The 18,760-nt window shown below is 68.0% G+C and carries 16 protein-coding genes; 10 read left to right on the forward strand and 6 right to left on the reverse strand.

The genetic code is table 11. The annotated features are described in order from the left end of the window. Nucleotides 1-18: 18 nt before the first annotated feature. Nucleotides 19-1,197, reverse strand: a complete 1,179-nt coding sequence (manA, locus tag P0D62_RS07705) for a mannose-6-phosphate isomerase, class I (protein ID WP_275702052.1) — start codon at nucleotides 1,195-1,197, stop codon at nucleotides 19-21. A gap of 137 nt (nucleotides 1,198-1,334) precedes the next feature. Here manA and P0D62_RS07710 point away from each other — a divergent pair, with 137 nt between their 5' ends. Further along, a complete protein-coding gene (locus tag P0D62_RS07710; RefSeq protein ID WP_275702053.1) occupies nucleotides 1,335-1,607 on the forward strand; it encodes a DUF3263 domain-containing protein in 273 nt (90 codons plus the stop codon). Here the strand turns inward: P0D62_RS07710 and P0D62_RS07715 are convergent. After that, the gene (locus tag P0D62_RS07715; RefSeq protein ID WP_275702054.1) at nucleotides 1,571-2,020 is read right to left on the reverse strand and encodes a hypothetical protein; all 450 of its coding nucleotides are present in this window, start codon (nucleotides 2,018-2,020) and stop codon (nucleotides 1,571-1,573) included. The genes P0D62_RS07710 and P0D62_RS07715 overlap by 37 nt on opposite strands. A gap of 244 nt (nucleotides 2,021-2,264) precedes the next feature. Here P0D62_RS07715 and groL point away from each other — a divergent pair, with 244 nt between their 5' ends. The 4 genes from groL to P0D62_RS07735 all read left to right on the forward strand — a co-directional run bounded on the left by groL (nucleotide 2,265) and on the right by P0D62_RS07735 (nucleotide 6,541). Beyond that, a complete protein-coding gene (gene groL, locus P0D62_RS07720) occupies nucleotides 2,265-3,899 on the forward strand; it encodes a chaperonin GroEL (RefSeq protein ID WP_275702055.1) in 1,635 nt (544 codons plus the stop codon). A 152-nt stretch (nucleotides 3,900-4,051) separates the two neighbouring features. Further along, the gene (locus P0D62_RS07725) at nucleotides 4,052-5,152 is read left to right on the forward strand and encodes a ScyD/ScyE family protein (protein ID WP_275702056.1); all 1,101 of its coding nucleotides are present in this window, start codon (nucleotides 4,052-4,054) and stop codon (nucleotides 5,150-5,152) included. A 187-nt stretch (nucleotides 5,153-5,339) separates the two neighbouring features. Then, the gene (locus P0D62_RS07730) at nucleotides 5,340-6,050 is read left to right on the forward strand and encodes a copper homeostasis protein CutC (protein ID WP_275702057.1); all 711 of its coding nucleotides are present in this window, start codon (nucleotides 5,340-5,342) and stop codon (nucleotides 6,048-6,050) included. Further along, nucleotides 6,050-6,541, forward strand: coding sequence for an NUDIX hydrolase (locus tag P0D62_RS07735; RefSeq protein ID WP_275702058.1), 492 nt, complete (start codon nucleotides 6,050-6,052; stop codon nucleotides 6,539-6,541). The genes P0D62_RS07730 and P0D62_RS07735 overlap by 1 nt, the downstream gene beginning before the upstream one ends. Before the next feature lie 18 nt (nucleotides 6,542-6,559). Here the strand turns inward: P0D62_RS07735 and P0D62_RS07740 are convergent, their stop codons facing one another. Next, nucleotides 6,560-7,363, reverse strand: a complete 804-nt coding sequence (locus P0D62_RS07740; protein WP_275702059.1) for a hypothetical protein — start codon at nucleotides 7,361-7,363, stop codon at nucleotides 6,560-6,562. A 173-nt stretch (nucleotides 7,364-7,536) separates the two neighbouring features. On the opposite strand from P0D62_RS07740, the gene nagB reads away from it, so the two are divergent. The 5 genes from nagB to P0D62_RS07765 all read left to right on the forward strand — a co-directional run bounded on the left by nagB (nucleotide 7,537) and on the right by P0D62_RS07765 (nucleotide 14,718). Beyond that, nucleotides 7,537-8,301 carry a glucosamine-6-phosphate deaminase gene (gene nagB, locus P0D62_RS07745; protein ID WP_275702060.1) on the forward strand — a complete coding sequence of 255 codons (765 nt, stop codon included), beginning with the start codon at nucleotides 7,537-7,539 and terminating at the stop codon, nucleotides 8,299-8,301. Between the two features lie 125 nt (nucleotides 8,302-8,426). After that, nucleotides 8,427-8,810, forward strand: a complete 384-nt coding sequence (locus tag P0D62_RS07750) for a cold-shock protein (protein ID WP_275702061.1) — start codon at nucleotides 8,427-8,429, stop codon at nucleotides 8,808-8,810. Continuing rightward, nucleotides 8,811-9,581, forward strand: coding sequence for a DUF3027 domain-containing protein (locus P0D62_RS07755; RefSeq protein ID WP_275702062.1), 771 nt, complete (start codon nucleotides 8,811-8,813; stop codon nucleotides 9,579-9,581). 244 nt (nucleotides 9,582-9,825) lie between these two features. Then, nucleotides 9,826-11,235, forward strand: coding sequence for an NCS2 family permease (locus P0D62_RS07760; protein ID WP_275702063.1), 1,410 nt, complete (start codon nucleotides 9,826-9,828; stop codon nucleotides 11,233-11,235). Between the two features lie 78 nt (nucleotides 11,236-11,313). Then, nucleotides 11,314-14,718 carry a pyruvate carboxylase gene (locus P0D62_RS07765; protein WP_275702064.1) on the forward strand — a complete coding sequence of 1,135 codons (3,405 nt, stop codon included), beginning with the start codon at nucleotides 11,314-11,316 and terminating at the stop codon, nucleotides 14,716-14,718. Between the two features lie 65 nt (nucleotides 14,719-14,783). On the opposite strand, the gene P0D62_RS07770 is transcribed toward P0D62_RS07765, so the two are convergent. From P0D62_RS07770 to P0D62_RS07780, 3 genes are all read right to left on the reverse strand, one after another. Further along, nucleotides 14,784-16,178, reverse strand: coding sequence for an ATP-binding protein (locus P0D62_RS07770; protein WP_275702065.1), 1,395 nt, complete (start codon nucleotides 16,176-16,178; stop codon nucleotides 14,784-14,786). An 87-nt stretch (nucleotides 16,179-16,265) separates the two neighbouring features. Then, nucleotides 16,266-17,933, reverse strand: coding sequence for a beta-N-acetylhexosaminidase (locus P0D62_RS07775; RefSeq protein ID WP_275702066.1), 1,668 nt, complete (start codon nucleotides 17,931-17,933; stop codon nucleotides 16,266-16,268). Continuing rightward, a complete protein-coding gene (locus tag P0D62_RS07780; RefSeq protein ID WP_275702067.1) occupies nucleotides 17,906-18,760 on the reverse strand; it encodes an IclR family transcriptional regulator in 855 nt (284 codons plus the stop codon). Before P0D62_RS07780 ends, P0D62_RS07775 begins: the two co-directional genes overlap by 28 nt.

An 18,760-nucleotide genomic window follows, 5' to 3' on the forward strand; every position in this document is an offset into this window, starting at 1 on the left:
GGGTCTCCGCGGAACCTCTCAGGTGCCGGAGGCGCCGACGAAGAGTTTGCCCGTGCCCTTGGCGTGCACGGCCTCCCCGGCGGTCAGCAATGCGGCCTGTCCCTGACGAAGCTCCAGCACCTCGTCGTCGGTGCTCAGTTCGAAGTTGCCTTCCGTCGCCACCGCGATCCTCGCGCCATCGGCGCGCGGCACCTCCACCGAATGGGTTCCGGCGGGGCAGATGAGCCAGAGCTCGAACTCGGCGAAGGTCGTCGGGTAGAGGTAGGCCCCGTCGGTGCCGTCCGGCGAGAGGATGCGCGGTTCGGAAGGGCGGAAGTCCACGACGTGGATCAGCCCGTCGACATCGATGCGCTTCTGGGTGAGCCCGCCGCGGATGGTGTTGTCGGAGGCGCCGGTGGCCTCGATGGCGTTGCCCTTCAGATAGGCGTGCATGACTCCTGGCGGGAAGGCGACCCCTTCGCCCGGCTGCAGCGAGATGGGATTGAGGAGGAGGGCGGCGAGGATGCCGGGATCGCCGGGGAAGTGCTCGTCGAGGTCGACGGCCGTCTTCGCGAAGCGGCCGAGTTCGCCTGGTGCGTCCAGCTTTTCCACGGCCGCGGCGAGCACGACGTCGACCAGGTGCCGCCGGCGATTGATGGTGAGCACGTCGAGGAAGACCTCTTCGAGGGCCAGGGTCTCGACGCGGTCACGCAGCGGCCCGATGATCGAGGAGAGTTCGTTTGCCACACCGAGTCCCTCGAAAAGGCCGGCGGTGGTGACGGGGTCGCGGAAGCCGACCAGGCCTTCGAAGGGGGTGAGGGCGACCAGGAGCTCGGGCTTCGGCCAGTCGTCGACGTAACACCGCTCGGGGTGGTCGAGCGCATAGCCGAACAGTGCTTCCTTGGCGTATCCCTTGATCGCGTCGGCGCGGGACGGGTGGGCCTGGAGGCTCAGCGGCGTCTCGATCGCCATCAGCTTGAGGACGTAGGACAGCTGCGGCCCGAATTCCTCCAGTGCGCTCCGGCCGAGCAGCTGCGGGTTGTCGCGCAGGTAGCGGGAGAGCGGGGTGCCGTCGTCGAGCGCGGCTTCGGAGGTGTGGTGGGTGCCGAAGCGGCACTCGGCCCAGGGCAGGCCGTTGGGTTGTTCGCCCATCAGCCTCGGTAACGCGTCGGGGGAACCCCACGTGTAGTGCTTTACCGTGCCTGCCAGTCGGCGCATCTTCATTGACCCTTCCCGTTACGGCGCGCCGCTGGGTAGGTGCGCCGAAGGCACCTTCGACTCTAGCGTGCCAGGGCAAAGGGACACCGGCGTGCTGACAAATGACATGGTTGTGATCTGCACGTAAACTGGGCGCCATGTCAGAGGCCATCGCGTACGACGCCGAACAGCTCAGCGAGAACGACGTTGCTCTTCTCGACTTCGAGGCCACCTGGTTCGCCGAGATGGTGCCCAAGGAACAGGCCATCATGGAGCGCTTCGGACTGAGTTCCGCGCGGTACTACCAGCGGCTCAACCTACTGATCGATTCCCCCGCGGCGCTGCAACACCAGCCCCTGTTGGTGAAGCGGCTGCGGCGGATGCGCTCGCAGCGTCAGGCCGACCGTTCGGCGTCGCGCCTTCGCCGCTGAACCGGTCGCTTCCGGTATCCGCCGAGTTCCAGTCCTGCCTGGATCTCGAAGACGTTGGCCGACGCGCGGTCGCGGGTGCGCAACCATGACCATCCCATCGCCGCCATATAGAGCGGGATGAACGGCAGCCCCAAGCAGTAGGCCCATTGCCAGGCGTGGGCGTCCTCGTGCTCCATCGTGCCCGGTACTCGGCGTTGCAGCTCCTCAAGGGTGAGGGTGGGGATGACGACGACCGAGCCGATCGTGACGGCGCCGGCGGGCAAGGGGCCGAGGTGCGCGCGCTCGGCGACGATCAGGCCGTCGATGCGCCTCAGGCGGCCCCGGGCGGCCAGCGCGACGAGCAGCCCGAGCGGGGTGCTGAGGTTCGCAACATTGCCGATGTTACGCACCAGCCGGAGCGTCTCGTCGCCCATGGTCTCTCCGATCGTCGCCGGGTGTCGTCGTCATGCTGCCACAGCGATGGTCGAGCTGGCCCGATTCTTTGCACTCTCTTGGTGTGAGTGCTAATAATTGGACTTAGCACTCTCCGTGTGGGAGTGCTATCGAACCGAAGGTGAGGCGCAAGCCGTCCGTCGCGGGCACTGCACGGTTCGAACAACAGACAAGACAACCCACAAGGGGCTGACCGCCCCGCTCGACGGAGGATTCCCGAGCAACATGGCAAAACTGATTAAGTTCGATGAGGAGGCCCGTCGCGGCCTCGAGCGCGGCATGAACACCCTTGCTGACGCGGTTAAGGTGACGCTCGGCCCCAAGGGTCGCAACGTCGTCCTGGAGAAGAAGTGGGGCGCCCCCACGATCACCAACGATGGCGTCTCCATCGCCAAGGAGATCGAGCTTGAGGAGCCGTACGAGAAGATCGGCGCCGAGCTGGTCAAGGAAGTCGCCAAGAAGACCGACGACGTCGCCGGCGACGGCACCACCACCGCCACCGTCATCGCTCAGGCGATGGTGCGCGAGGGCCTGCGCAACGTGAACGCGGGTGCCAACCCGATCGCGCTGAAGAAGGGCATCGAGGTGGCCACCGCCGCCATCTCCGAGGAGCTCGCCAACATGGCCGTCGAGGTCGAGACCCGCGAGCAGATCGCCGCCACCGCGTCGATCTCCGCCGCTGATCCCACCGTCGGCGAGATCATCGCCGAGGCCATGGACAAGGTCGGCAAGGAAGGCGTCATCACCGTCGAGGAGTCCAACACCTTCGGCCTCGAGCTCGAGCTCACCGAGGGCATGCGCTTCGACAAGGGCTACATCGCGCCTTACTTCGTCACCGACGCGGAGCGCATGGAGGCCACCCTGGACGATCCCTACGTGCTGATCGTCAACTCCAAGGTCTCGGCGCTGAAGGATCTGCTGCCGGTGCTGGAGAAGGTCATGCAGTCGGGCAAGCCGCTGCTGGTCATCGCGGAGGACGTGGAGGGCGAGGCGCTGGCCGGCCTGATCGTCAACAAGATCCGTGGCACCTTCAAGTCGATCGCCGTCAAGGCCCCCGGCTTCGGCGACCGTCGCAAGGCCATGCTGACCGACATCGCCATCCTGACCGGCGGCGAGGTGATCTCCGAGGAGGTCGGCCTGTCGCTCGACGCTGTCACCCTGGACCTGCTGGGCCGCGCCCGCTCCGTCCTGGTGACCAAGGACGAGTGCACCATCATCGACGGTGCCGGCGACAAGGAGCAGGTCGAGGGCCGGGTCCAGCAGATCCGTCGCGAGATCGAGAACTCCGACTCCGACTACGACCGCGAGAAGCTGCAGGAGCGTCTCGCGAAGCTGGCCGGCGGCGTGGCCGTCATCAAGGTCGGCGCGGCCACCGAGGTGGAGCTCAAGGAGCGCAAGCACCGCATCGAGGACGCCGTGCGCAACGCCAAGGCCGCCGTCGAGGAGGGCATCGTCCCCGGTGGTGGCGTCGCCTTGCTGCAGGCTGCCGCCTCCGCCAAGGTCGAGGGCCTGGACGGTGACGAGGCCACCGGCGCGCAGATCGTGTTCGCCGCTGCCAAGGCTCCGCTGCGCCAGATCGCCGCGAACGCCGGCTACGAGGGCGGCGTCGTCGCGGAGAAGGTGTCCAACCTTCCCGTCGGCGAGGGCCTGAACGCGGCCACCGGCGAGTACGTGAACATGGTTGCCTCCGGCATCATCGATCCCGCCAAGGTCACCCGCTCGGCGCTGCAGAACGCCGCGTCGATCGCCGGCCTGTTCCTCACCACCGAAGCCGTCATCGCGGACAAGCCCGAGAAGGCTCCCGCGATGCCCGCCGGTGGCGACGAGATGGGCGGCATGGGAGGCATGGGCGGCTTCTGAGCCGTTCGCTCACCCAGCGCGAAACACGAAAGGGGGCGGTTCCGTACGGAACCGCCCCCTTTCCCTTTCGTCAAGGTGTCGCAAACGACACCTGTCCCTGATGCCCTGCACGGGCCTAGCCTTTGCCCCACCAACTACCAAGAGGGGGGAGCATGGGATCACGCTCGCGCGCGCTCGGAATGATCTGTGCCGCAACACTTGCCCTTGCCACGACCACCTTGCCGGCGTCGGCGACGGGTGGCCCCACCACGATCACGGATGGGATACCCATGCCGTTGACCGTCGACAACGGCCCGAGAGGCAAGATCTACGTCACCGGAGCCGTGCAGACGTCGCCGGTGGACATCACCGGATATCTGTACCAAGTCGGAGCGGGCGGCAAGAAGACCGTCCTCGAGACCTACCCGGGTGAACTCACCGGAGTCTCCGTCTGGGGTCACGATGTCTACTACATCCAGACGGGGGCCGGCGGTAGCCACGTGGTGAAGCGCTCGCCCGACGGCAGGAAGCGGATCGTCAGCGACGACTTCATCGCCTACGAGGCGCAACGCAATCCGGACCGCAACGTCACCTACGGCATCCTCGGACTCACGGACGAATGCAAGGCGCAGGTCGAGGCCGCGGTGCCGCCTGGCATCCCGCTCGTCGAGTACAAGGGCATCGTCGAGTCGCACGCGTATCAGATGAGCGTCTACGGCAACACCGCCTTCGTGGCCGACGCCGCCGCCAACGCGATCCTCAAGGTGAATCTGCGCACCAAGCGGATCTCGACCGTCGCGGTGCTCCCGCCGGCTCGAGTGACCATCGACGACGCGCTGATCGCGACCATTGCCAACGTTCAGGGCATCCAGCTTCCGTCGTGCATCAGCGGGCACGATTGGCTCGCCGAGTCGGTTCCCACCGATGTCAAGATGTGGCTCGACGGCCGGCTTTACGTCAGCACGCTGGGCGGAATCTTGGGCGAACTGCTGCCCGTGGGCGGCGTCCACAAGGTCGACCCGTGGAGCGGCAGATCCAAGCAGCTCGCCACCGGATACATCGGCGCGACGGGACTCGACGTCAGCCTTCGGGGTGATGTCTACGTGTCCGAGTTGTTCGGCAGCCAGGTGACGGTCCTGCGGCGCGGCGCGAAGAAGCCGACGTTCGTTCTGCAGGCCAACATGCCTGCGGATGTGGAGGTCGACGGCCGGCAGCTGCTGGTGACGACCAACGTGTTCGAGAACGGCACGCTGATCCGACACAGAATCTATTGATCACGCATTCGAGTACCAGCAGTGAGGGGTGGGCCGGGGGGCCACCCCTCGCTGTTCGTTCTCCGCAGGGGAACGTGTCTAAATTTCGCGAGAATTTAGACACGTTTCGTTGATGTGTCCACGCCTTGTACATATCGGTTTCGTGCGTCGGCGCCTGTTTCGGCTTGTCAGCAGGCAAGATATGGCCATGGCTGTGTTGGAGATCATTGCGCTGCACGCCGACGACGCCGAGCGCGCGGAAGCGGGAGGGGCCGACCGAGTCGAGCTGGTAGGCACCATGGCCGACGACGGTCTGTCGCCGGAGCCGCGGTTGGTGGAGAAGGTGCGACGGCGCACCTCCATCAGGGTGCGGCCCATGGTACGGCTGCGCGCCGGGTTCGGCACCGACGGGGGAGAGGCCACCCGGTTGAAGGGCCTCATCTCGTCGTACCTCGACGCCGGTGCCGACGGGGTGGTGCTGGGGTTCCTGAACCAGGCCAACCAGGTGGATCGCCAGGTGGTGAGCGAACTGGTGGGCGACGGAGACTTCCCGTGGACCTTCCACCGCGCCATCGACAACTGCCTCGACACCGACCAGGCCTGGGTCGATGTGCTGAGCCTGCCCCGCGTCGACCAGGTGCTGACCGCCGGCTCGGTGCGCGGCGTCGAGCACGGACTAGACGACCTGCTGCGACGCGCCAAGGCCGATCCGGCGGTGGCCAGGCTGATCATGGCCGGCGGTGGGCTGCAGGCCGAGCACGTCCCGTGGCTGGTCCGCGCCGGAGTGCGGGCGTTCCATGTGGGGTCGCGCGTCAGGCCGGGGGGATCCTTCAAGGCCTACGTCGACGTGCCCCTGGTGCAGAGCTGGCGCGAACTGATCGACGACGAGGTGGCGCACGCCCGGAAGGCGGGTCGCTGATGGGGCGTCGTCGGGTCCAGCGGCAGGGCGCGCGCGTCGTCGTGGTTGCCGGCGACGAGGTGCTCCTGCAGGCTGACACCGACCCCGGCCTGCCCGGATCGCAGTGGTGGGTGACGCCGGGCGGGGGCATCGATCCCGGCGAGGATCCGAGGCTGGCCGCCGTGCGCGAGCTGCGCGAGGAGACGGGGCTCGACGTCACGTCGGAGCAGGTGCAAGGCCCTGTTGCCACCCGCATCGTCACGCACGGCTACTCCGACCGGATCCTGGTGCAGGAGGAGACCTTTTACCTGGTGCGGGTCGAGCGATTCGACCCGGACCCCACCGGACTCACCGCCAACGAGCGCACGCGCATGATGGGTCATGGCTGGTTCCCGCTCGACGCACTGCCGTCGCCCCTGTGGCCGGCGCAGCTGGCCCAGCTCCTGGCGTGGGACGGCGGCCCGGCGATCGAGCTGGGCAGCATGGAGGAGTCGACGGTTCCTGTTCCGTAGAACCGCTGAGGGCAGGTTCTAACGGCCCGATGGGCTGAAGGGCTTGGCCATGTAGGCGATGGTGGCGCCGATCATCCAGATCGCGCCGAGGGTCAGCAGCCAGTTGCCTTCGGTGAGCGTTCCGGTGAAGACGCCCCAGGCGATCGCCATCGCACCGCCGGCCGTCGCGATCCGGCCGACCATGCCCAGCCTGGCAGGAAGACGCAGCAGGAGAACGCCGGCGACGGTGACCGTAATGGCGCCCGTCGACGGCACCAGGAAGGCGACGATGAACAAGAACAGCGCCACGCCCGCGATGGTGCGCTGGGGCTTGGCCAACGTCGGTGTCAGAGCAGGCGGCGGCGGTGGGACGTGCTGCCACTGCGGCGCGCCGGGGACAGGGCTGGGGGCCGGCCAACTCTGCGGCGCACCCGGGTGCGGTTGCGCCGGTTGCGCCGAGTGCGGCGCAGGCGCGGCGAGAGGCGCGCCGGTGGGCGGCGGCAGCGGTGGGCCGGACGGCGGCGGAAGCTCCTCGTCCGCAGCGTGACTGGCGGCGCTGGTGGCGAACGGCTGCCGGGGGTCGCGCGCCGACGAGGTGGCCGTCAACAGAGCCGAGGCCACCGAGAACGCCTCGCGGGGATTGCGCGTGGTGCGGGGCTTGACCTCTACCGCTTTCAACGGCGTCGTGCCGTCGGGAGGGTGGACCGCCTCCGGTGGCGGAACCGAGCCGGGCGTGACGGATGCCTTCGGCGGGGCGACGCTCAACTCGGGCGCGATGGGAGTGGCGAACCCATCGGGTCGCTCCACGGGGGCGTAGGCCGCCCCGTCTCTCCACGTCGCCATGCCGCAAGCCTACCGGGCGCGCTCCGCAGTGAAACTGCTCACTTGTGATCGTGGAACTGCACGTTTCGCGCAGAATGCGCTATCCCGTCGTCCACTTTTGGTCGCGCGGATCGCGGGGGCGGCACGATGGTGCCATCACCGGTTCAGGCGAGGTAATAGGAGGCTCAAGGCCCATGGAAGTTGTGATCTGCAAGGACGTATCTCAGGTTGGCGAGGTGGCGGCGGATCGCGTCGTCGACGCCATCGCGGGGAGCCAGACCCCCATCCTGGGCGTTGCCACCGGCAGTTCGCCGATGTCCCTGTATGAGGCGCTGACCCGTCGCGTCGAGGCCGGCACCCTGGATCTGACGCATGCCTTGGCCTTCGCGCTCGACGAGTACGTCGGGATCTCGTCCGAGCACCCCGAGAGCTACTTGCAGGTCGTCCGCCGCACGGTCATCGAACCGCTGCGCCTGGACGCCTCGCGGGTCCGGGTTCCCGAGGGCTACGCCGCCGACCCGCATGCCGCAGCCGCTGAGTACGACGCTGCCATCAAGGCCGCCGGCGGCATCGACGTGCAGATCCTCGGCATCGGTGCCAACGGCCACATCGGCTTCAACGAGCCGTACTCCTCGTTCGCTTCGCGCACCCGGGTCGAGGTGCTGACTCCTCGCACCCGTCAGGACAACGCCCGGTTCTTCAACAGCGTCGACGAGGTGCCCACCCACTGCGTCACCCAGGGCCTCGGCACCATCATGGAGTCGCGAGCGGCCGTTCTGGTGGCCTCCGGGGAGAACAAGGCGGAGGCCGTGAAGGCGATGGTCGAGGGCCCCGTGTCCGCGTCCTGCCCCGGCTCGATCCTGCAGTTCCACCCCAACGTGACGGTCGTCGTCGACGAGGCCGCTGCCTCGCTGCTGCGTGACGCCGACTACTTCCGCTACGTTGCCGGACTTCGCTAGCGGCACCCTTCCGCGTAGACTCTGAGGCACGGCGCAGCGCCCCCGGCTGATCGGGGGCGCTGCGCCGTGTAACGGACCCGTGTAGCTAGACTGGTCATTCACACGAGAGAAGGCGAGGCCATCAGGTGCCAACAGGCAAGGTGCGTTTCTTCGACGCCGCGAAGGGCTTTGGGTTCATTGCGAAGGACGGCGGCGGTGACGTCCACGTTCGCGCTAATGCGCTGCCCGAGGGCGTCGCGTCGCTGAAGCCGGGGCAGCGGGTGGAGTTCGGTGTCTTCGAAGGGCGACGGGGCGAGCAGGCCCTGTCCGTCGAGATCCTGGAGACGCCGGCGTCGCTGTCGAAGGCGCTGCGCAAGAAGCCCTCCGAGATGGCCCCGATCGTGGAAGACCTGATCAAGGTGCTGGAGGGCGTGGGCGCCGGCTATCGCCATGGTCGCCACCCCGATGCCCGTCACGCGGAGAAGCTCGCTCAGGCGCTGCGCCGCGTCGCCGACGAACTGGAGTTGTGAATGGCCGTCGTGAAGCTCGACCCGGTGGCGGCCGCCGCCATCGATTTCGCCCGCCAGGCCGCCGTCGAGGCGGGTGGCGCTGACGCCGTCGGCGAGCACCTCAGCGTGACCGCCGAGGACGGCTCCCGGGTGGCCACCCACTCTTTCGAGTGCCTGCTCCCCGGCTACAAGGATTGGTTCTGGGCCGTCACCGTGGTGCGCGCCGCCCGCGCGAAGGAGGCCACCGTCAACGAGGTGGTGCTGCTTCCCTCCGACGATGCGCTGCTGGCTCCCGCCTGGGTGCCGTGGGAGGACCGCATCCAGGACCACGACATCACCCCCGGCATGCTGCTGGCCACGCCCGACAACGATCCGCGCCTCGAGCCCGGTTTCGCGGCGACGGATCTGCCCGTCGACGCCGACCCTGCCGAGTGGGTCCAGCTGCGCACCACCGTCGCGGAGCTGGGCCTTGGACGCGCCCGGGTGCTGTCGCGTCAGGGCCGCGAGGAGACCGCCGAGCGTTGGCTGCGCGGAGCTCCTGGCCCCCGCGACGAGGCCTCCCGCGAGGCGCCCGCCAACTGCGGCACCTGTGGCTACCTCGTGCCGCTGCGAGGCTCTCTCGGCGTGATGTTCGGCGCCTGCGCCAACCAGTACTCCCCGTCGGACGGCCACGTCGTCAGCCTGGATCACGGCTGCGGCGGACACTCCGACGTGGTCGCCGCACAGCGCGCCAGGGAACTGCCCGCCCCGGTGTTCGACACGATCGGCGTCGACGAGGGTCTGTTCGACTGACGGCAACCAGGGCCCGTGAGTCAGCCGTGTAACGGCCACGGACCTGCTTGAATCGGCCTGGTATAGGGCCGATAAGATGCGGCGAGTGGTAACCAACTCTCCCAAGGCTGCACATCGCCCGGGCCGTCCGGGGCCTGGCTCATCCCCGGCTCCTACCTCCGGGTTCGACCGTTACTTCGATATCACCAAACGAGGCTCGTCTGTCGGACAAGAAGTCCGCGGCGGCCTCGTCACCTTTTTCGCGATGGCTTACATCATCGCCCTGAACCCCCTCATCATCGGCACCCAGGCCGACAGAGACGGCAACCTCATCTCGGGTGCGCCGAAGTTCCTCGACGCCGCCATGACGCAGGTGGACGGCGCTGCTGTCGGTGCGTCGATCGCCATGGTCGCGGCCGCGACCGCGCTGATCGCCGGCATCATGACCATCCTGATGGGCGTCGTCGGGCGCTTCCCGATGGCGATCGCGTCGGGTCTCGGCTTGAACGCGCTGGTGGCCTACTCCCTCGCGCCCGACATGACGTGGCCGCAGGCCATGGGGCTTGTGGTGTGGGAGGGCATCATCATCACCGTTCTGGTGCTGACCGGCTTCCGCACGGCCGTGTTCAAGGCGGTCCCGCCACCGCTGCGCACGGCCATCTCGGTGGGCATCGGCTTGTTCATCGCCTTCGTCGGCCTGGTCAACGCGGGTGTCGTCCGCCCGGCTCAGGGCACCCCCGTGACGCTCGGCGTCGAGGGTTCCATGAAGGGCTGGCCGACCCTGGTGTTCCTGCTCGGCATGATCCTGCTGATCACGTTGTACGTGCTCAAGGTGAAGGGCGCGATGCTGATCTCGATCATCTCCGCCACCGTGCTGTCGCTGATCGTGGAGGCCATCACCCATGTGGGCGGTCAGGCGCCCGACGGTTCCAACCCGACGGGGTGGGCGCTCAACGTGCCGAGCCTGCAGAGCTTCTCCTGGCCCGACCTCGGCCTGCTGGGTCGCATCGACATGGTCGGCGCGTTCTTCCCCGACGGTTCGTTCTCGGTGACCAGCGCCCTCGCGCTGATCGTGCTGGTGTTCTCGCTGCTGCTGGCCGACTTCTTCGACACCATGGGCACCATGGTCGCCGTCGGCTCGGAGGGCGGGCTCAACGACGCCAACGGCATGCCGCCTCGCACCACCGAGATCCTGCTCGTCGACTCGCTCGGCGCCATGGCGGGCGGCCTGGGCTCGGTCTCGTCGACCACCAGCTATGTGGAGTCGACGGCGGGCGTCGGCGAGGGGGCCCGCACGGGCCTCGCCTCCGTCGTCACGGGCATCGCGTTCCTGCTCGCCGTGTTCGTCGCGCCGCTGGTCAATCTGGTGCCGTTCGAGGCCGCCAGCCCCGTGCTGGTGTTCGTCGGCTTCCTGATGATCGCGCAGATCAACGAGATCGACTGGTCCAGGGCCGAGATCGGCATCCCGGTGTTCCTGACGATCATCCTGATGCCCTTCACCTACTCGATCACCGTCGGCATCGGCGCGGGCTTCCTGTGTTACGTCTTCATCCGCCTGATCAGGGGTGAGATGAAGAAGATCCATCCGCTGATGTACGTGGTGGCCGGGATGTTCGTCCTTTACTTCGCTCAGGGAATTATTCTCGACGCGCTCAAGGCGGCAGCGGCAAGCTGACGTCGTCGCCAACTCTGAGGCGGTAAAGCTGCCTCAAACCCATGGGCCACACCCCCTCCTCGGGATAGGGTGTGGCCCATGTTCCATAAGGTGTTGGTGGCCAATCGCGGCGAGATCGCAGTGCGCGGATTCCGCGCCGCGCATGAGTTGGGCCTGCAGACGGTGGCGGTGTTTCCCTACGAGGATCGCAACGCCGAGCATCGGATCAAGGCGCGCGAGTCGTACCTGATCGGTGAAAAGGGCCATCCGGTCCGGGCCTATCTGGACATCGACGAGATCATCCGAGCGGCCAAGGAGGCCGGCGCGGATGCGATCTACCCGGGGTACGGCTTCCTCTCCGAGAATCCCGACCTCGCGTCGGCGTGCGTGGCCAACGACATCACCTTCATCGGGCCGTCGGCCGACGTGATCAGCCTGGCCGGCAACAAGGTGCGGGCGCTGGAGTCGGCTCGCGCGGCGGGCGTGCCGACGCTCAGGTCGTCGGCCCCGTCAACCAATATCGACGAGCTCGTCGCGGCGGCCCAGGAGATCGGGTTCCCCGTCTTCGTCAAGGCCGTGGCCGGTGGCGGCGGACGGGGCATGCGTCGCGTCGACGATCCCGCCTCCCTGCCCGACGAGCTGGGCGCGGCGATGCGGGAGGCGCTCGGCGCATTCGGCGACGCCACCGTCTTCCTCGAGCAGGCCGTCGCGGCGCCGCGGCACATCGAGGTGCAGATCCTGGCCGACCAGCACGGCAACGTGGTGCATCTCTTCGAGCGCGACTGCTCCATCCAGCGCCGTCACCAGAAGGTGATCGAGATCGCCCCGGCGCCCAACATCAGCGAGGAGCTTCGCGAGGCGCTCACCTCCGACGCGCTCACGTTCGCCCGCTCGATCGACTACACCTGCGCGGGCACCGTCGAGTTCCTCGTCGAGACCGAAGGGCCTCGCGCGGGGCAGCACGTGTTCATCGAGATGAACCCGCGCATCCAGGTGGAGCACACCGTCACCGAGGAGATCACCGACGTCGACCTGGTGCAGGCGCAGATGCGCATCGCCGCAGGGCAGAGCCTGGAGGAGATCGGGATCCGGCAGGAGGAGCTGAGGATCCGCGGCGCCGCGCTGCAGTGTCGCGTCACCACCGAAGACCCCCTCAACAGCTTCCGCCCCGACACCGGCGTGATCACCGCCTACCGGTCGGCCGCGGGCGCCGGCCTCCGGCTCGACGGCGGCACCACCGGCACCGGCGTCGAGATCAGCCCACACTTCGACTCGCTGCTGGTGAAGGTGACCGCCCGCGGGCGCGACCTGAAGATGGCCGTCGCCCGTGCCCGCCGCGCGCTCGACGAGTTCCGCGTGCGGGGGATCGCCACCAACATCTCCTTCCTGCGAGCGGTGCTGGACGACCCCGATTTCGTCGCCGGCGGCGTGACCACGTCGTTCATCGACGAGCGCCCCTACCTGCTCTCGGCCCGCCTGCCCACCGACCGCGGCACCAAGCTGCTGCGCTATCTGGCCGACGTGACAGTCAACCGTCCCCACGGCTCCGCGCCTACCGACCTGGATCCGGCCGAGAAGCTGCCCCGTCCGGCGTCCCTATCTGCCCCTATTCCCGACGGCTCGCGGCAGCGGCTGCTCGCCTTGGGGGCGGAGGGCTTTGCGCGTGAACTGCGCGAGGCGGGCCCCGTCCGGATCACCGACACCACCTTCCGTGACGCCCACCAGTCGCTGCTGGCCACCCGAGTGCGCACCCGCGACCTGGCCGCCATCGGCCCCGTCCAGGCGCGCACCCTGCCGCAGATGTTCTCCGTCGAGTGCTGGGGCGGCGCCACCTACGACGTGGCCCTGCGTTTCCTCGGCGAGGATCCGTGGGAGCGCCTGGCCACCCTGCGCGAGGCGATGCCCAACCAGAACCTGCAGATGCTGTTGCGCGGTCGCAACACCGTCGGCTACACGCCGTATCCGACGGCCGTGACCGAAGCCTTCGTGGCGGAGGCCGCCGCCACCGGCATCGACATCTTCCGCATCTTCGATGCGCTCAACGACGTGGAGCAGATGCGGCCGGCGATCGACGCGGTGCGCTCCACCTCGTCGGTGGCGGAAGTGGCGCTGTGCTACACCGCCAACCTGCTGGACCGGTCGGAGACGGTCTACACGCTCGACTACTACCTGCGCCTGGCGGAGAAGATCGTCGACTCGGGCGCCCACATCCTGGCCATCAAGGACATGGCGGGCCTGATCCGCCCGGAGGCCGCGCGTCGCCTGGTGACGGCACTGCGCGAGCGCTTCGACCTGCCCGTGCACCTGCACACCCATGACACCACCGGCGGCCAGATCGCCACCCTGCTCGCGGCCATCGAGGCCGGTGTCGACGCGGTGGACGTGGCCAACTCGGCGATGAGCTCCACCACGTCGCAGCCGCCCATGTCGGCCCTGATCGCAGCGCTCGACGGTGCCCCGCGCCAGACCGAACTGGATCTCCAGGCCGTGCTGGACCTGGAGCCCTACTGGGAGGCCGTGCGCAAGCTGTACCGGCCGTTCGAGTCTGGCCTGCCGGCGCCGACGGGCCGGGTGTACGCCCATGAGATCCCGGGCGGTCAGCTGTCCAACCTGCGCCAGCAGGCGATCGCGCTGGGCCTTGCCGACAAGTTCGAGGCCATCGAGGACATGTACGGTGCCGCCGACAAGATCCTTGGCCGGCCCACCAAGGTGACCCCGTCGTCGAAGGTGGTGGGCGACCTCGCCCTGCACCTGGTGGCGGTGGGCGCCGACCCGGCCGAGTTCGAGGCCGATCCGCAGAAGTTTGACATCCCCGATTCGGTGATCGGCTTCCTGAACGGCGAGCTCGGTGCTCCGGCCGGCGGGTGGCCCGAGCCGTTCCGGACCAAGGCGCTGGGCGGTCGCCGCCAGCCGGTCCGGGTCACCGAGGTGCCCGACGACGACCTGGCCGCTCTCGCCGAGCCCGGACGGCAGCGCCAGGAGACGTTGAACCGGCTGTTGTTCCCCGGCCCGGCGAAGGACTTCGCCCGGCGTCGCGAGGAGTTCGGCGACGTCTCGGTGCTGCCCACCGTGCCGTTCCTCTACGGCATGGAGCCGGAGCAGGAGTACGCCGTGCGGCTCAGCAAGGGCGTCACGCTGCTACTCGGCCTGGAGGCGATCGGCGCCTCGGACAAGCGCGGCAAGCGCACCGTCATGGGCTTCATGAACGGCCAGCTGCGCCCGGTGCGCGTGCGCGACACCTCGCTGAAGGACCAGGTTCCCACCGCGGAGAAGGTCGACCCGAACAATCCGGGCCACGTGGGCGCCCCGTTCTCCGGCGCGGTCTCGGCCGTGGTGTCGGTGGGCGACAAGGTGTCCGTCGGTGATCCGGTGGCCACGATCGAGGCGATGAAGATGGAGGCCGCCATCAACGCCCCCATCGCCGGCACCGTCACCCGAGTCGCGGTGGCCGGAACGGTCAGCTGCGAGGGCGGCGACCTCGTCGTCGTCATCCAGCCCGCCTGAGTGTTCCCTTAACCGCTTGCTTGACCACCGACTTCGGTGGTCAAGCAAGCGGTTAAGCACCTGTGCTATTCGGCTGCCTGGTAAGCAGCGAGAAGCTGGTCGGGGGTGATGTGGGTGACGCCGTCGACGGCGCAGCCTGCCCGGGAGACGACGAGCAGCTCGGTGTCATCGTCGGCGCCGGGGAGTTGAAGCCGGTGGCTGTACAACGTTCCCCGGTCGTGGGCATCAAAGGGGGCGTCGTCGCGCCATTTGATGGAGCCGACGCCTAGGATCCGCTTGGCGATGGGAGCCTTGTCGGCGACGACGATATCGATCTCAGGGTTGTTGGAGCGCGTCCAGTAGGAGCCGACGATGCTGCGGCCCGACAACTCCAGCGCTTCGCGGATCACCGGCTCGATCGCACGTCCCCGCCACGACGTCCAGGATGATCTGATCCTTCCCAGAACCAGGTCTCCGCGCCCGCGCTCGATCTCAGGGAGATGGGGGCCGAGGAAGGCGAACCAGAATCGAAGGTAGGGGTCTGCGACGCGGTAACGAGGGGCCTTGGAGGGTCTTGTGGAAAGCGGCTCGTCGACGGCGACGACACGTTTCTCGATCAGGATCTTGAGTGCACGGGTGAGCGAGGCCGCAGGGATGTCGCCGGAGGCGCGCTGAATGTTGGCGAAGGTGCGCTCGCCGTGCCCGATCGCTCCCAGCACCGCACGCGCCTGCACGTCGGAGGGAAACTCGGCGGCGAGGGATCTTTCGCCCGAGACGAGCAGGGCAGCCGTCGGATCGCTGGAGGCGGTGGACAAGTAGTCCCACAACGACATGCCCGCCTCCCACTCGGCGCAGATCAGCGGGAGCCCGCCGGTGACGAGAAATGCATCGAAGGCATCCGCAGCGGGCAACTGGAGCATGGCGCCCACCTCTGAGGGGGTGAGCGGGGGAACGATCATCTCGGTCGCCCGCTGGTGAAAGGGGCGTCCGTATTCGTTGAGGGCCTCCATCATCGACAGGTCGGAGCCGATGCCGATGAGCAAGGTGCGGGTGCGTGAGAGTTCTCTATCAAACGCACGCTGCAAGGTGCCCTCGAAATGAGGATCGGCCTCGATGATGTAGGGGAGTTCATCCAGCACGACGATCGCCTCGGCGTCCCCGACGGCGCTCGCTAGAAGCCTGAGCGCTGCGTCCCAGCTGGAGGGGGCGACGTCGGAGAAGAGGCTGGCTCCAGGTAGATCCGACCGCGCGGCTTCCTCGCTGAAAAGAGCCAATTCGTCGGCGACGGGCCGGCCTGAGGCGGCGAAGAAGAGGTGAGGAACCCCTGCTCGTCGTACAAACTCTTCGACGAGCCGAGACTTCCCGACGCGGCGTCGCCCCCGGATCAGCAGTGCTTTGCCGGGCTTGTCGTCCTGGCTCTTTCCGACTCGGCGTAGCTGCGCATCGAGCTGGCCTAATTGTCGCTGCCGACCGATGAACATCGCACCTCCGAGTTACTAACATTCATGATAGTAACATGAATGATAGTAACACCAGGAGAAGTAATGTGTTCCGGGGTAGGGTGCGCGCTACTTCTCTCCTCCGGGGGCGGGGACGAGGTTGCCGAGTTCGTCGAACCTCAACGGGTAGCCAGGCACGCCAGGGCGACGCTGCCAGGGCTTCGGGCCGTCCAGCGGTCGGTACTCCACACCGCTGGCGTCCAGCCTGGTCAGATGCGTGCCGAGCCGCGCGCGGAAGTCGTCCCACTCGCGTTCGCGCTTGGGAGTCCAGACGACCTCCGCGAAGGCGCAGAGCCGGGGGTAGGCGGCGTAATCGGTACGTCGCGAGTCGGGGAGTTGCTCGCGCCACAACTGAGCCTGCGCGCCCAGCACCGTGCCTGCTCCGGGTTCCGTTGCGGCCTCTGCGATCTCGTCGGTGAGGGGCTCGAAGTGGTAGACGTCCTCGAGCGTGTGCACGGTTCCGACGGGGACCGGCTCCTCCAAGCCTGGAGCGGCGCGGTGATCGAGGAACACCTTGTGCTCCGGGCACACCACGACATCGTGGCCGTCTCGCACGGCGTCGAGACCGCCGCGGTAGCCGCGCCAGGAGTTGACGATGATGTCGCGCGGCACGCGGGCGCCACCCACCTCGTCCCACACGCTGGTCCGGCGGCCGCGCGAGCGGACATGATCGGCGAGCCGTGCCGAGAACCAGGGGAGCAGTTCGTCCACGTCGTCCAGGCCGAGTTCTTCAGCCTGGCGCACGATCCGGGGGTTCTTGATCCACTGCTCGGTGTTCACCTCGTCGCCGCCGATGCAGATGATCGGGGAGTCGAAGATCTCCATCAGCTCGTCCAGCACCGTGCAGTAGAAGTCGACGACGAACTCGGAGGTGTCCAACGCATTGCGGTTCAGGCCCCAGCTGGTCCAGACCGGGAGCTTCAAGCCTGCGGCCGAGAGCTCGGGGTAGGCGGCCATTGCGGCCTGCGAATGCCCGGGCACGTCGATCTCAGGCACGACGGTGATGCCGCGGCTACGCGCGAACGCGACGATCTCGCGCAGGTCGTCCTGGGTGTAGTAGCCGCCGTGGGGCTGCCCGTCGTAGAGGGTCGAGCGCGACGATCCCACCTGCGACTCCGTGCGCCACGAGCCCACCTCGGTCAGCCGCGGATAGGCGCGCACCTCCATCCGCCAGCCCTGGTCGTCGGTGAGGTGCAGCTGCACCACGTTCAGCTTGTGCATGGAGGCCAGGTCGATGAAACGCAGCACTTGGTCCTTCGGGAGGAAGTTGCGCGCCACGTCGAGCAGCACGCCCCGATAGCCGAACAGGGGAGCGTCGTCCACCGCGACTTCGGGCACGGTGACGGTGCCGGCGATCGGGGCAAGCCTGAAGGCACGCTCGCCAATCAGCTGCTGGAGCGTGCGCAGCGCGTTGACCGCACCTTCGGTATCCGACGAGACGATCTGCACGCACCCGGCATTCTCGGCGGGAGACCGGTGGGGAGAGGGCACGACCTCGAGGCGGTATGCGCCGCCGGTCAGCTGCGGATCGAGCCGCAGGCTCACGTCGGCGTCGGCGTCCACGGCCTGCGGGACGAGCCCGAGGCGTCGGGACAGGATGTCGACGATCAGCGACCACCCGTCGGACAGCCGCTCGTCGACGGCGATGCGCACCGGGCTGGGCAGTGCGAAGACCCGTTCGCCCGGGCGCACCGTCGACGGCGCGGGAATCAGATCGAACGACGTGTGGGGAGCCAAGGGTCGAGCCTTTCTCTGGGTTTGGTGGGGACGAGATTGCCCATTGCCGCGGAGATCTCGCGGGCCGCGTCCATTGCGGCCTGGGCGGTGGGTTGGAGGAGATGAGGAGTGAGGGTCTCGGCCCGGGTGGTCACCTGAATGGCTCCCAGCACGCGGCCGGATGCGCCGAAGACGGGGGCGCCCACAGCGCGCAGCTCGGGATGAAACTCTCGGTCTTCGATCGCGTAGCCCCGCACCCGGCTTCGGGTGAGTTCGCTACGTAACTCGGTGGGGTCGGTGATCGTCCGCGAGGTGATCGGCGCGAGGCCGGTCTTGATCACGTGGTCGATCCATGCGGGCTCGCCGTTCGACAAGATGGCCTTGCCGGCGGCGGTGCAGTAGAGCGGGCGGCTCTCGTCGGAGGAGATCACCTCGACGTTCGCCTTGCCCGGTTCCTTCACGTCGGCCAGAACCTTGAGGTTGGTGCCGTCGTGCAGGCCGATCGAGACGGTGGGGCTGCGCACCGGCCACTCGCGCCGGGCCAGCATGCCCGTCGCGACGCTGCGCAGGTCGAGATCCGCGAGATAGGAGTTGGCGAGGCTCAGGGTCGCCTTGCCCAGGTGGAAGCAGCCGTGCTCGTCTCGTCGCAGCAACTCCGCTTCGATGAGCGGCGCGGCGAGACGGAGCACGGTGGAGACGTGAACCCGCAGGTGCTTGCCGAGCTCGGTGGCCGTCGCTCCTCGTCCCGTGCCCGAGGCGGCGGCCACTGCTTCCAGTAGCCGCACGCCCCGACGCAGCGTGGCGGAGCTGTTGCGCCCTTCGCCTTCGGCGATCCCTCCGGTGGACAT

The sequence above is a fragment of the Tessaracoccus caeni genome, from assembly GCF_029211185.1.
In the GTDB taxonomy this organism is placed as follows: domain Bacteria; phylum Actinomycetota; class Actinomycetes; order Propionibacteriales; family Propionibacteriaceae; genus Arachnia; species Arachnia caeni.